General features: G+C 58.3%; 12 protein-coding genes and 1 pseudogene. 7 read left to right on the forward strand and 6 right to left on the reverse strand.

The features are described 5' to 3' along the window. Positions 1-148, forward strand: a pseudogene (locus IVB22_RS01125) (IS5/IS1182 family transposase); the annotation flags it as partial. 650 nt (positions 149-798) lie between these two features. On the opposite strand, the gene IVB22_RS41310 reads toward IVB22_RS01125, so the two are convergent. Next, positions 799-933 carry a hypothetical protein gene (locus IVB22_RS41310; protein WP_256467364.1) on the reverse strand — a complete coding sequence of 45 codons (135 nt, stop codon included), beginning with the start codon at positions 931-933 and terminating at the stop codon, positions 799-801. Positions 934-1,006: 73 nt separating this feature from the next. Here IVB22_RS41310 and IVB22_RS01130 point away from each other — a divergent pair, with 73 nt between their 5' ends. The 3 genes from IVB22_RS01130 (at position 1,007) to IVB22_RS01140 (ending at position 2,383) form a co-directional block, all read left to right on the forward strand. Then, positions 1,007-1,159 (forward strand): hypothetical protein, encoded by a 153-nt coding sequence (locus tag IVB22_RS01130; RefSeq protein WP_247515498.1) that lies wholly within the window; start codon positions 1,007-1,009, stop codon positions 1,157-1,159. A gap of 528 nt (positions 1,160-1,687) precedes the next feature. Continuing rightward, a complete protein-coding gene (locus IVB22_RS01135) occupies positions 1,688-1,972 on the forward strand; it encodes a PilZ domain-containing protein (RefSeq protein WP_247515499.1) in 285 nt (94 codons plus the stop codon). A gap of 87 nt (positions 1,973-2,059) precedes the next feature. Next, positions 2,060-2,383 (forward strand): hypothetical protein, encoded by a 324-nt coding sequence (locus IVB22_RS01140; RefSeq protein ID WP_247515500.1) that lies wholly within the window; start codon positions 2,060-2,062, stop codon positions 2,381-2,383. A 180-nt stretch (positions 2,384-2,563) separates the two neighbouring features. Here IVB22_RS01140 and IVB22_RS01145 read toward each other — a convergent pair whose 3' ends face one another. After that, positions 2,564-2,776, reverse strand: coding sequence for a DUF3606 domain-containing protein (locus IVB22_RS01145; RefSeq protein ID WP_247515501.1), 213 nt, complete (start codon positions 2,774-2,776; stop codon positions 2,564-2,566). 545 nt (positions 2,777-3,321) lie between these two features. After that, positions 3,322-4,665, reverse strand: coding sequence for an aminotransferase class I/II-fold pyridoxal phosphate-dependent enzyme (locus tag IVB22_RS01150; protein WP_247515502.1), 1,344 nt, complete (start codon positions 4,663-4,665; stop codon positions 3,322-3,324). A 270-nt stretch (positions 4,666-4,935) separates the two neighbouring features. On the opposite strand from IVB22_RS01150, the gene IVB22_RS01155 reads away from it, so the two are divergent. Further along, a complete protein-coding gene (locus IVB22_RS01155) occupies positions 4,936-5,733 on the forward strand; it encodes an outer membrane protein (protein ID WP_247515503.1) in 798 nt (265 codons plus the stop codon). Between the two features lie 98 nt (positions 5,734-5,831). On the opposite strand, the gene IVB22_RS01160 is transcribed toward IVB22_RS01155, so the two are convergent. Continuing rightward, positions 5,832-6,221, reverse strand: coding sequence for a response regulator (locus tag IVB22_RS01160; RefSeq protein WP_247515504.1), 390 nt, complete (start codon positions 6,219-6,221; stop codon positions 5,832-5,834). Next, positions 6,214-7,692: a HAMP domain-containing sensor histidine kinase gene (locus IVB22_RS01165; protein WP_247515505.1), complete on the reverse strand. Its 1,479-nt coding sequence runs from the start codon at positions 7,690-7,692 to the stop codon at positions 6,214-6,216. The genes IVB22_RS01160 and IVB22_RS01165 overlap by 8 nt, the downstream gene beginning before the upstream one ends. A 210-nt stretch (positions 7,693-7,902) precedes the next feature. Here IVB22_RS01165 and IVB22_RS01170 point away from each other — a divergent pair, with 210 nt between their 5' ends. Both IVB22_RS01170 and IVB22_RS01175 read left to right on the forward strand, forming a co-directional pair. Then, complete coding sequence (locus IVB22_RS01170) at positions 7,903-9,333, forward strand: HAMP domain-containing sensor histidine kinase (RefSeq protein WP_247515506.1); 1,431 nt, start codon at positions 7,903-7,905, stop codon at positions 9,331-9,333. 2 nt (positions 9,334-9,335) lie between these two features. Further along, a complete protein-coding gene (locus IVB22_RS01175; RefSeq protein ID WP_247515507.1) occupies positions 9,336-11,258 on the forward strand; it encodes a bifunctional diguanylate cyclase/phosphodiesterase in 1,923 nt (640 codons plus the stop codon). Positions 11,259-11,485: 227 nt separating this feature from the next. Here IVB22_RS01175 and IVB22_RS01180 read toward each other — a convergent pair whose 3' ends face one another. Beyond that, positions 11,486-12,646 (reverse strand): IS30 family transposase, encoded by a 1,161-nt coding sequence (locus IVB22_RS01180; protein WP_247515508.1) that lies wholly within the window; start codon positions 12,644-12,646, stop codon positions 11,486-11,488. Positions 12,647-12,854: the final 208 nt, after the last annotated feature.

Raw genomic sequence — 12,854 nt, forward strand, 5'->3', positions numbered from 1 at the left:
GAAGATGCGGATGGGTGCGACACACTTTTTGATGAAGCGGTTGCCCAATGTCGCGACCGAAATGGCGCTGAACGTACTCGCCTACAACCTCACGCGCGTCATGAACATCGTCGGCATCAAGCCGCTCCTGGTAGCAATCCGGGCGTGAAGAGCTCGAGCTGTTATACGCATCGTGTGACCGTTCAGGTCGCTCAGCGGCCCGAGGTTGCGCCCGGGTTGAGATACAGCAAGAATACGCTCAGACCGTCGTGTCGACCCGGATCGTTCCCGGTTGCGTGCAGTTTTTGGGGGCGGAAAAACGTTTTCACACAGTCTGGACCCGAATGTATGGTCCGGCCGTGCGTTGCAAGAGGATTTCAACGAGCTGGAGGTAAGCGGTCTTGCATCAATGCATCCGGCCTTTGGTTGGAGGCGATGCTCCGGGCCATCATGGATATCAGCGCGCCTGTGACCTCATTAGCGGATAGGCCTGGACGGGCCATTTGGGTCACCAGTTTTCACAGGCGCCGGGAAGACCGGACCTCCATCTCGTCTCATTCTCTCGCAGACCTCGGCAGGTAAGTTATTACGCGACCTGAGGCTTGCTTGCCTCGAAGGTTCGACCACGGGCAAGAACACTCCAGTCGATGCGCGCAAGCGGAACACGCATGGGCGAGGCCGTCCGGGTCCTCCCACCAAGGCAGGCGATTGGGGGGACGCCGAATTGACCGGTGCCTGAAAATTTAGTCCGAATAAAATCAAGGTGGGGGCGATGAAACCCAAACGAAAACGACCGTCGATTCGGGTCCGGCATCCGTGTCACCGGTGGCGCTGGCGAAGCACCTCGATTGCGGAAGGACGTACATCCAGAAACTGGAAGCCGAAAATGTCATCCACCGGCTGCCGGGTGGCGGCTACGCCCTCGACCAATCCCGCACTGCTTACATCAGGCATTTGAGGCGCATCCGGACGCAATCTCCGAAAGACAGCAGCGGACAGCGCTTTCACGTCTGCGAAAATGCGGCTCTTGCAACTGCGGATCGCGGGACGTCGGATCGAGGCGGCCGTCAACGAAACCTTGCAACAGATCAGCGATGAAGCTGGACGTCGCGCGGCACAGTTCGGGAAGCCGAGCAAGATCGCGACGAAGGAGAATGCAGTTGACGACGCCGACGGCTGAGACAGAGGCTATTCGTCGCTCCGATCTCTCCGCATTTCTTCAAGCTGTTGTCGCAACCGTCGCTGACTATTCTCTAACGGCTCCACAGGCTCACCTCGCTTACCTCGAGTGGGAATGATGAAAATTAGCAAACTGAACAGGAGCGTCATGCCGCCGACGACGAGCGCCAGACCTAAAGTACCCATCTCGAAGCCTCAAAAGAAGCAGACTAGCGGACGATTGGAAACTTCACCAACGGCCATCGCCGATCGGTTCTATTCTGGCGGATTGAAGTATTGCCGAAAACCGATAGGCACATCGTAAATTCGCAACCGAGGCCCGGCAGAGCCCTGAGCAACGCGGGTCCCAACTGACCCCCTTGACGTGGTCTTGCCGACCAGTTGTCCGGGCGGCCCTAGGACAAATTTTAACCGCTAGCCTCTACACTTTGGTTGATCGCGGTCGTGCCGCGAGAGTTTTGCCGTAAGGGAAAGCCGCCCCAGACCCGGTGGGTTTCCCGTTTATTTTTCAGTTCGATGATCGATTTAGATGGAAAACCGCAAGGCACATCGTATCGCATTTGCGCGGGGTTTTCCCGCTAACATGATGGCAATTGACGGTACTTGGCAGCGCCCGTGCACGATGGAAGACGCATCGGATACCGGCGCTAGACTAACCGTCGACGGCTCGATTGAAGGTCTTGCCCTAAAAGAGTTCTTCCTTGTGCTTTCGACTATGGGAAAAGCATACCGGCGCTGCCAACTCGCTTGGGTCAACGGCGATCAGGTTGGCGTCTATTTCCTCAAGTCGGGCGACAAGAAGAAAAAATCCTAAAGGCCATTTGCCGTGGGGGTGGACTGGCCATTGAGCAAGAAAGCAGTTGGCCCGCCCTATGGGGGACGGCCGCACCAGAGGCTTATCATGCCAGAAATTGATCAGGAATGTTCTTCGTTGGCAGGATTTGAGCGCCCTACAGCGCAATCACGTCTAGCCTTACACCATGGTGTCGGTTACGCATTAGCCACGCCGTTTCTCGTGAGGGCTCGCAGGGACGATCACTTCTTCACGGTAACCCTCGCAACAGCGAAGGAAGCGTACGAACAAGCCGTCGAGTGGCAGGTCGTCGGGAGGCTCACGGATATCTCGATCAACGACGGCGACAAAACCTTTTCGATCAGTGAGTTCTCGTTGGTGATGGCTCTCGCAGAGATCGAGAATACGGTAGGTGCCGAGGCGAAGGATTGAGTGCGGGCGACGCCGCAAAAGGAACGGCCCCGGTGCGGGGCTGGCGTTCACCGGGACCGCCGCACTACTCAGCGCTCATCCCTGAGCGCGCACCAACTCTACCGGGTGCGACATCTTGGTCTCGCATGGAAGCTATGTGTTCTGATCTGTCAGAGAGGGTGTCCTATGTGCGTCAGCCACTTACTTTCGAAATAGCTTTGCAGCGGCTTCGTGGAGCTTGTCGCGGTCGCGGCCAAGCTTACGCATCAGTTCGCGCGCCCGTTCGGGTGTGATGTCATGTTTACGCGCGAAGTAGCCACCGTCATAGGGCTCGTCCGTTTTGCGCCGCCGCGTCTCGCTTGGCCTTTTTCGTTTCGGCATGCCTATCCGCGCAATCGTCTCTACGATCAGCATCCCCAACCACCTGCTTCATTCCAAAGCAGGCAGCGCAACAGACCAATCTATAGGGGGTGAATTTTTGGACGCGCTGATCCCCGGCCCAGGGAGTCAATATTGCAGGCCGAATGACAGCCGGATAGCAGGAGCGGGCTCCGGCGCCGGCGGGCAAGAAGCCGCTTACGGTTGTCTTGGACCAGGATGTGAGATCAAGGCCTCTAAGATCGGTGCGATTGAAGACGGGCTGAAGGTCTCGGGCATCAGAGAGGAACTGCTGCGGCAGTGGTTGGCGGCAGGAGAAAAAGTCGCCGCTAGGAGGACCTACAGATAGGTACCGTGCCCTTTCCGGAAGCGCGAGATGCGCTCTCCTAGGCCAAACTTATACGACGACCTCTCACTCCACTAATCGAGAGCCAAGATCCAGTTCAACATCTTCGCGCGAATGCCACCACCTTCGCGGATTTGAGCGCATTGACCACTGCCCCCGGTTCGCGAAAAGCGGCCGTTATGGCCCGACCGCGAGTCACGGCGTATTTGCCAGTTCGACAGGGAGGTCCGCGGCGTCAAGCTGCGACGCTCTTTGCGGGTTTGATCCGCTGGAACTCATCGAGTTCCAGTTCCGCTTCCGCCTTTGCAATGGCCAGCATTCGAACAGCGTGGGCGATGTTTTCCTCGGAGTGATTGGCCATCACCTGCATGCGAATTCGGGCCGCACCCTTGGGAACGGCGGGAAACTCCACGAGGTTGGCGACCAATCCGAGTTCGATCAGGCGTCTGGAAACGAGACGTGCCAAGCCTTCCGAACCCATTTTGACGCAAACGATCGCGGATGGATCGCCATAATAGTCGAGGCCGGCCTGCTTCAACTCGCGACGAAGCGACAGGACGTTGGCGAGCATCTTGCGCCGTAGCGCGTGCCCTTCGGCGGAGGCGATGATCTCGAATGCCTTGAGGATCGTCGCGGCCTGCGCCGGCGAAAGGGCATTGGAGAAAGTGGCAGGGGCGCTGTAAAAGCGTAGATATTCCTGCACCGCTCGGCTCTTGCAGGCGACGAACCCACCGTTCGACGCAAACGTCTTGGAAAAGCTCCCCATTACAAGGTCGACCTTGCCGAGCATGTTCTGCAAGCCGATGTGGCCGCGGCCGTCTTCGCCCAAACAGCCAAGATCATGTGCGACGTCGACGACAAGTGTCGCATTGAATTCGTGGCAGAGAGCTTGCAAGGCGGCGAGATCAGGGGTGTCAGAGTCCATCGAGAACAATCCCTCCGTAATCACGAGGATTCCGTTCTCTTTGTCCTTGGCCCGGATTTTCGCGAGGATGTTTCGGCAATATTCATTGTCGAGGTGCCGGAACAGATGAAGGTTGCTGGTTGCGGCGTGAGCGCCCTCCTGCAGACAGGAGTGTGCCAGCATGTCCATCACGATATGGTCGGCCGACCTGACGAGGCCCTTCACGACGCCGAAGCCTGCGGCCCAACCTGTCGGGTACAACACGACGTGGTCCATCGCCAGGAATTCGGCGATCTTGCGCTCGAGCGCTACCGAGTACGAAGTGTTGCCGACAAGCGCAGGAGAGCCTGCGCTATGTACCCCGCAGCGCTCGATGGTCTCGATGGCCGTTGCCTTGATGGCCGGATGCGATGCCAGGCTGAGATAGTCCTGCGACGCAAAGTTGACGCCGCGCATTCTGTTGCCCTGGTCGTCCTGCGCCGTGCAAACGGTCGTTGGACCGTCCTCCGTGGCGCGAGAGAAGGGCCAGAGCCCGTGATGCCGGCGTAGATCCTGCCAGCGGAAGAAACCTCCCGTGCGTCCCAACAGGTCTGGCCCACCGGGGATGCGGAAATCCCTCATGCTGCCCGTCAAGGCGGCCGGCGAAATACCGGTGTACGAATCGTTTGAAGCCATCCTGCGCTCGTTTTTTTGGTTATTCTGTTGAGCGTGCAGGATGCCCGGGACGAGATTAATTCCTGGTTGGATATTGGGAAGTTTTCCGGCCTTTTCCGGCGAAATTTATGTTTGGTTTTCTGTACCTTAAGAGCTGCACAGAAAGTCATGCCGGACGCCAGGAAGGGCCGCGGGGGTCTTGGGCGCCCGCGCGCGTAAAGGCGGCGTTAACCATAGATGGCGCAATGTGTCTTTCACGTTTCAAGGCCATCCGGAGCAAGCGAGGAATCCATGATCGGCGTCCTGGAAGACCCTACCAAGCCGTTCCGCAAGAATTCACGCCGCGTAGCGGCTGCGGCGGCGGTTGTCATTGCGCTTTCCGCGCCCGCATTCGCTGCGGATTTGCGACTGCCTGTGAAGGCGGCCCCGCCCATCCCGCCTGTTCCGGTATTCTCATGGACCGGCTTTTATATCGGCGCGAACGGCGGCTGGGGCTCAAGTCGCAACTGCTGGGATCTTGTTCCGCCCACGCCGGTGCCCCCCGCGCTGCTCGGCCCCGAAGGCTGCCACGATGCGACAGGCGCTGTAGCCGGCGGCCAGATCGGCTATCGCTGGCAGGCAGGCGCCGCAGTCTTTGGTTTGGAAGCGCAGGGTAACTGGGCTGACCTCAACGGCAGCAAGATCAGCCCGCCGTTCCCTGCCACGACCAACCGGTCACGGATCGAAGCGTTCGGCCTGTTCACCGGCCAGATCGGCTGGGCCGTCGAAAATACACTGTTCTACGTCAAAGGCGGCGGCGCCGTCACCGATAGCCGCTTCCGCTACACCGACAACGCGACCGGCGTCGTTCTCGGCGCTGCGAACGACACGCGATGGGGAGCCGCGGTAGGCGTCGGCCTCGAATTCGGCTTCGCTTCGAACTGGTCGGTCGCTGTGGAGTACGATCATCTGTTCATGCAGGACCGCACGTTTGACTTTACCAGCCCGGCTGGTGCTTACGCCGGCACGGTTGCCACCCGTCAGGATGTTGATCTCGTCACGGCCCGCGTGAACTACAGGTTTGGTGGCCCCGTGGTTGCGAAATACTGACCGCGCTGAAGTTCGACGCATAAAGAAAGGCGGGCCGAAAGCCCGCCTTTCTTTGTGGGCAATGTAAGCCGCTCGGCAGAATGCTTTTTAGCGTGGGCCTAGGCGGCCGGACTCTCACGAGCGGCCGAAGGCAGATGCGACCGCATCTTGCCAAGCAGCCGCTGCAGGTCGACGGGCTTCGTATCAAAATCGGAGCAGCCAACTTCGACGCTCTTGTCGCGATCGCTGGCGAGCGCATGGGCGGTCAGCGCAATCACGGGAATGGCGGATGTCGCCGGATTGGCCTTGATCCGCTGTGTTGCTTCCCAACCGTCCATTTCGCCGAGCGCCACATCCATCAGGATCAGATCGGGCAATTCGCTCGCTGCCATGTCCACGCCTGTTGGACCGTCACAGGCACAGCAGACAGAGAAGCCGTTGCGCTCGAGACGGCGCGTGAGCATGTCCCGGTTCATCTCGTTGTCTTCAACCAGCAGAATCCTATGCATGGGCAATCCCGGCTGACGCAGGCAGAGCAGTGTCGGTGACGTCGGGAACGAGCGTCGCCGCGGCGTAGCGGTCGGATTTCCGTCGACCTTCGACGAGTGGCATTCTGATGGTAAAGCGGCTGCCCTTTCCGGGTTCGCTTTCCACGGAGATCTCGCCGCCCATCAACTTGCAGAGCCTTTGGCTGAGCGCCAATCCAAGTCCCGTACCGCCATACTTGCTGGTGCTGGAGTCGTCGGCGACAGTGAATTTCTCGAAGAGCTTCGGCATTTGATCCGATGCGATACCGATTCCCGTATCGCTGACGTCAACGATGAGTTGATCGCCCGCCACGCTCGTGAGGCGTCGCGCGGCGATTTCCACCCTCCCGTTGTGGGTGAATTTGGCTGCGTTATCAGTCAGCTGCCCAACCACATTGCGAAACCTTCCAGCATCGCAGAGCGCGGCCCCCAGATCGGGGGAGATCGAACATGCGAGCTCGCTTCCGTTTGCCTCAACCGCGGTCCTCGCCTGCTCGGCAACATCGCGAAGCAATTCGCTGAAATCTGTCTCTTCCAGATACAGCTCCATTTTGCCGGCTTCGATCTTGGAAAGATCGAGCACCTCGTTGACGAGCTTCAGCAGGTGCTGTCCGGCCGTGTGTATCTTGGTCAGGTCAGCAATGCCGTCCCTGTCGCCTTCTATCTCGGCGTCTTCGAGCAGCATCTGGCTGTAGCCGATCACTGCGTTGAGCGGTGTGCGCAGCTCGTGACTCATCTTGGCCAGAAATTCGGATTTCGCGGCTCCCGCGCGCTCGGCTTCCTCGGTAGCCGCACGCAACGCCGATGCCGTCGCCATGTGCTGCCGCATCTCGCTTTCCAGCTCGCCCTGCGAGGCCTGGATCTTCGCATAATAGAGCGCCATCATCGCCACATAGATCGACGCCGCCGTCGTCGAGACGAGACCAAGCCCCTGCATCGCGGCAACCGGCAGCTTGCTGTTGATTTCGAAGCCATGCGAATAGAAGAGGCTGAATACCGCCACGTTGGCCACGAACATGGTCATTACGATCAGGCGCAGCCTGCTCGACGAGCCCAGATAGAAAAATGCCAGCAACGGTATGACGAGTACCCAGGCGAGCGTGGGCGACGTCACGCCGCCATAGAAGAAGCAGCTCCAGAGAATGCAGAAGATTAGGTTCTCGATCGACACCAGCGCAAGCGCGTCGTAGGGCACGCCGGCGCGTAGAATGAACGGAAATACCCAGAACGACGTGATCGACACCGCCAACACAGCCACGTCATATCCGGGCGCGGGATCGAGCAGATAGATCGAAATCGGGACGACGTTTCCGATGAACGGACCCAGGATGTGACTGACGAGAAACACGTGAGCACGGTTTCTCGTATCGCGGTCGGCGGCGATGCTGGGCGGAATGAAGTAATTGACCAGATTGTCGAGGGCAGCAAGTGCCGTTGCAAATTTGGCATTCATGAAATTGGGCCCCGCTTCCCGCGAGTTAGTTTTGCGATATTCCGATCCGTTACACTTGCGGCTTTGCAGGTAGAAATTAAGTGCAGTTTCCGGCAGCTAACAGTTTCACGGCTCGCTTAAACCCACGTTAATCAGCAGGCAGCCCTGACTATACCGAATATTAAAGAGCGGCACGCTAGCTTGCCGGCGATAAAACCGTGAGGGCTCGATATGCCCATTTGGCAAGAAGTCGTTAAGTTTATTGATTGGTTTATTCCAGCGGAGGCCAAGCTCGAGCGCTCCAAGCGGGAGCTCGCGCAGAACTTCGTATTCACTCATCTGTTCGGGCCACTGCTTTCGCAGTCCATCAGTGTGTTTCTCTATCTCAGCGACCCGCACCAGGGCGCTGCCTGCTGGACCGTCATCGCTTGCATCTGGCTGTTCTGGGCACTTCCGTTCGTCTACAAGACGAGCGGCAACCTGCAGCTATCGGCTCTGATCTCCGTTGAGCTGCTTGCCTTCACCTCGCTGTTTGGCGCCTACTTCTACGGCGGCGTCAGCTCGCCGTTTCTGCCGTGGTTGATCGTCAGCCTGCTGCTTGGCTTCTTCTATCTGTCGGGACGGCCAATCCTCGTCGTCGGCCTGTTCACGGTCAACATTCTTGGCTTCATTCTCGCCTACCTGCTGTGGGGCTTTCCGACGTTACTGTCGCACGAACAACTTTCGACAGTCGGCTGGATCTCGATCCTCTCCGCCACGATCTACATGTCGTGGATGGCGATCTACTACGCCAACATGATCACCGTGGGATCCGAACTCGAGCGCGAAGCAGAACGGCATCGGGAGACGGCGGTGCGCCTGCGCGAAGCCAAGGATATGGCCGATGAGGCGAACCGCGCGAAGTCGATCTTCCTGGCCAAGATGAGCCACGAGCTTCGAACGCCGCTGAATGCGGTAATCGGATTCAGCGAGATTTTGCTCGAGGGTGTGGAATTCGAGGGCAAGAACAGCCGAAAGAAGCCGGATCTCGAACGGATCAATTCCGCAGGAAAGCATCTGTTGTCGCTGGTGACCGGCGTCCTCGATCTGTCGAAGATCGAGTCCAACCATGTCGAGCTGAAGATCGAACAGTTCGATCTGAATAACATGGTTCGCGAGGTTATCGCCACAGTTCAGCCGACGGTGGCCGAAAAGAAGAACAAGCTCGTCGTCAGGTGCCCATCCAACCTCGGCATCGTGTCGACGGACCAGACCAAGCTGCGGCAGGCCGCGCTCAATCTGTTGAGCAACGCCGCGAAGTTCACGGAAGCGGGCACGATCATCCTCTCGGCGCAGCGCCGCAAGCATCAGGCGGGCGACTGGATCGAGATCCAGGTTCAGGACACCGGAATAGGCATCAGCGAGTCCGAAATCGGAAGACTCTTCCAGAATTTTGGTCAGGCCAGCCACGCGACATCCAGCAAGTATGGCGGAACGGGACTCGGTCTTGCGCTAAGCCAGAAGCTTTGTGCACTGATGGGCGGAGGCATCTCGGCAACCAGCGAGCCCGGACGAGGATCCTGCTTCACCATACGTGTGCTGGCCTGGATGACCGAGCAGCAGCCGGCCGACGAACTGTCCATCATTCCCGCGTTTGCGGCTGCCAGTCCATCGGCGGTGTAAAGATGTCCATCCAGAACACGAATGTAACTCGTCTCGAGGACTTTGCGTCACAGGAGTCCGCGAGTACCACCGCCAGCAATGCTGAGGTGCGTCCCCATTTGCTGATTGTCGATGACATCAGCGACAATCGCGCGATCCTTTCCCGGCGCTTTGAACGGCGCGGCTTTACCGTCACGGAGGCGGAATCCGGGCTTGCCGCCATAGAACTGATCGAGAGAGAGACGTTCGATCTCGTCCTTCTCGACGTCATGATGCCTGGAATTGACGGCATAGAAACATTGAAGCGGATCCGCGATCGAAAATCGGCGTCCGCACTTCCCGTCATCATGGTTACCGCCAAGTCTGAAAGCACCAACATTGTCGACGCTCTCGAGTGTGGCGCCAATGACTACGTCACGAAGCCGGTGGATTTTTCGGTCGCAATGGCGCGGGTGAATACGCAGATCAGCCGCAGGCGCGCCGAGCAGCAGGTGGAGCATGCGAATGAGCAGCTTCGCAGGACAAACGAAGCATTGGAGGCGCGCGTGGAAGAGCGCACCAAGCGCCTCGCCGACGCCAATCAAAGGCTCAAGGAAGAGATCTCAGATCGTGAGGAACTGCAGGCGAGATCCCAATATCTAGCTTATCATGATTCGCTGACGGGGCTCGGCAATCGGCTGCTGTTCAAGGAACAACTCGAGCAGGCGCTTACAGACGAAACGGTGACACTGCATCCGCTTGCGGTCCTGTTCGTAGATCTCGATGGATTCAAGGCGGTCAACGACACCGGGGGCCACTCGGTCGGCGATCTGCTTCTGAAGTCCCTTTCTGCCAAGCTTCGCGATCTGCTGCCGCCAACGGACCGCATTGCGCGGCTTGGCGGCGACGAGTTCGCGATCCTGCAGATATCGGGTGTCCAACCATCAGCGTCGATCGCTCTTGCGGAGCGAATCATCGGGGTTGCGGCTCATCCGCAGACCATCGAAGGAAACGACGTGACCGTGGGCGCGAGCGTCGGAATCGCGATTGTGCATCCTGGTGAAATGAATGCGGAAACCGTCCTTAAATGCGCGGATCTTGCGATGTACAGCGCAAAGTCCGGCGGTCGCGGCACATTTCGCATGTTCGATCCGAAGATGGATGCCGCCGTCCAGACCAGGCGGTCGCTGGAGCGGGATATGCGCAACGCGTTGGCCCAGGGCGACTTCAGCCTGTTCTATCAACCGCTAGTTAACCTGCAAACCAAGAAGGTAACCGCGTTTGAAGCGTTGATGCGCTGGCATCACCCCGAGCGGGGCTCGGTGGCGCCGTCGGATTTCATTCCGGTCGCCGAGGAGATGGGCCTGATCCTGCCGCTGGGCGAGTGGGCGTTGAGACAAGCATGCATGGAGGCGGTCCACTGGCCGGACGAAATCAACCTCTCGGTCAATCTGTCTCCTTTGCAGTTCGCCAAGGGGAACCTTGTTTCAACCGTCATGAGCGCGTTGGCTTCATCGGGACTACCAGCGAACCGCCTCGAGTTGGAAATCACGGAATCGGTGTTGCTCGAAAAATCCGAGAGAAACATCGGGATCTTGAATCATTTGCGCTCGCTGGGCGTACGGATCTCGATGGACGATTTTGGCACGGGCTATTCCAGCATCGGTTACCTGCGCAGTTTTCCTTTCGACAAGATCAAGATCGATCAATCTTTCGTCCGGGATGTGCTCGTTGACGAGGGAAGCCTGGCAATCGTTCGAGCGATCGCCGGGCTGGGTGTGAGCTTCGGCATGACGACAACCGCCGAGGGAGTCGAGACGGAAGAGCAAATGCGCTGCCTGAACCGGGAGGGCTGTATCGAAGTTCAGGGATACCTGCTCAGCAAACCGGTGCCGCCAGCCGAAGTGGCTGGATTGCTGGAACGCCTTGCTGCAAAAGCCGTTGATGCGCTAGATTCCGGTTCCTGAAGTGTGTGCTGCCGTGGCTACTGTGGTGCCGTCTAACAGCTGATGGATGGCCAGCGACATGGTAGCACGCACGGCGCCCTGCGATGCCGGCGAAGTTCTTCACGGAAACTCGCTTGGTTTTTGAGCCGTGAGCAGAGCCACACCATTGCGTGAATGTCCGTTCGTGGCCTCCGCACTTTGCGGACGTCGCAGATGGATGGTTAAATGTCCGCTGTTGAGATGCCGGCTCAACCGGTCGACGCAACACAGGCGTTAAATCTCTCTGCTGGTGTTTCAAATTGCAAGGTCTCACGTGGTCGTTCGTTTAGCTGACGAGCCACTTTGTTCAGATGGGCTTGCGAATGCACCGACAAGTCGGTGCCCTTAGGAAAGTACTGTCTCAGCAGGCCATTGGTATTCTCGTTCGACCCGCGTTGCCACGGGCTTTGCGGATCGCAAAAATAGACGTCGATGTTGGTCGCCAACGTAAAGCGACGATGATCCGTAAGTTCCTTGCCCCGGTCCCAGGTCAGGGATTTATATAGCTCCTTTGGTAGCTTCTTCGCCTGCTTGATGAGCGCGGAGACTACCGTCCGGGTGTCCTTGCCTGCCACCTTGGCCAACATCACGTAACGGGTATGACGCTCGACCAAGGTCGCGATGTAGGTGTTGTTCGGCCCGGACAGGAGATCGCCCTCCCAGTGACCGGGCACCGCCCGATCTTCAACCGCCGCCGGTCGCTGACGGATTGAGACGATATCCTTGATATGCCCCCGTTTATCGCCATTCGGGTCAACCGGCCTGGAGCGACGCATCGAGCGCTTCGATCGAAGATGGCTAAGCAGCTCTTTCTTGAGCACGCCGCGCGCTTGGACAAACAGGCTGCGATAGATGGTCTCGTGTGACACCTGATTACACTCGTCTTCAGGGTGCGTTCTCTTCAGCCAACCGGCTATCTGCTCGGGTGACCAATCCAATCTGAGCTTCCCTGCCACCGCCTGCCGAAGCCGCGGGTTGGTCGCTAACTTACAACATTTTGGACGACGAGATCGCGCCCAGGCATTCTCGTCCGCAAGTGTCGCTCGGTAGCGATCATAGCCGCCATTGCGACTCATTTCCCGGCTCACCGTCGATGGTGAGCGGCCAAGCAGTTTGGCGATCGATCGGGCTGATCGACGTGCCGTAACACCTCTGGAAATCACCTCGCGTTCCGCAAGCGTCAATGCCAACCTGGAGCGACGCCGCTCCGCAGGACGAATCCCACCATGCGGAGCCACCAGAAAATAGATCGACGATGACGGCTTACCAAAAGCTCGTCCAATCGCCTTTAGCGACTCCCCACGCTTCCAGCGGTCCCATAACTCCGTCTTCTCTGCCGCAGTAAAACCTCTATGAAATCTCCGTTCCATCCCACACTCCATCTTTTCCCTCTAAGATAAAGTGTTGCGGCGACCGGTTGAGACCACCAGAGAAGAACAGACATCGACGTTCCATAACGCCTAATTTGCGAATTCTTCGTGTAGCAGCAAAGCTAAAATGTCAGCACTGAGCAAAGTAGAGATGTCAGTTTCGGCTCCTTTTTGGGAGTTCGGAGGCTGTTATTTCGATGGGCATGGT

It is taken from the genome of Bradyrhizobium sp. 190 (genome assembly GCF_023073415.1).
Taxonomy (GTDB): Bacteria; Pseudomonadota; Alphaproteobacteria; order Rhizobiales; family Xanthobacteraceae; genus Bradyrhizobium.

What these genes read in the sequence shown, in the direction of transcription:
- IVB22_RS01175 (WP_247515507.1), top strand. Translation starts at nt 9,336, where the DNA reads ATGTCCATCCAGAACACGAATGTAACTCGTCTCGAGGACTTTGCGTCA.
- IVB22_RS01165 (WP_247515505.1), bottom strand. Translation starts at nt 7,692, where the DNA reads ATGAATGCCAAATTTGCAACGGCACTTGCTGCCCTCGACAATCTGGTC.
- IVB22_RS01160 (WP_247515504.1), bottom strand. Translation starts at nt 6,221, where the DNA reads ATGCATAGGATTCTGCTGGTTGAAGACAACGAGATGAACCGGGACATG.
- IVB22_RS41310 (WP_256467364.1), bottom strand. Translation starts at nt 933, where the DNA reads ATGCCTGATGTAAGCAGTGCGGGATTGGTCGAGGGCGTAGCCGCCACC.
- IVB22_RS01155 (WP_247515503.1), top strand. Translation starts at nt 4,936, where the DNA reads ATGATCGGCGTCCTGGAAGACCCTACCAAGCCGTTCCGCAAGAATTCA.
- IVB22_RS01180 (WP_247515508.1), bottom strand. Translation starts at nt 12,646, where the DNA reads ATGGAACGGAGATTTCATAGAGGTTTTACTGCGGCAGAGAAGACGGAG.
- IVB22_RS01135 (WP_247515499.1), top strand. Translation starts at nt 1,688, where the DNA reads ATGGAAAACCGCAAGGCACATCGTATCGCATTTGCGCGGGGTTTTCCC.
- IVB22_RS01140 (WP_247515500.1), top strand. Translation starts at nt 2,060, where the DNA reads ATGCCAGAAATTGATCAGGAATGTTCTTCGTTGGCAGGATTTGAGCGC.
- IVB22_RS01170 (WP_247515506.1), top strand. Translation starts at nt 7,903, where the DNA reads ATGCCCATTTGGCAAGAAGTCGTTAAGTTTATTGATTGGTTTATTCCA.
- IVB22_RS01145 (WP_247515501.1), bottom strand. Translation starts at nt 2,776, where the DNA reads ATGCTGATCGTAGAGACGATTGCGCGGATAGGCATGCCGAAACGAAAA.
- IVB22_RS01150 (WP_247515502.1), bottom strand. Translation starts at nt 4,665, where the DNA reads ATGGCTTCAAACGATTCGTACACCGGTATTTCGCCGGCCGCCTTGACG.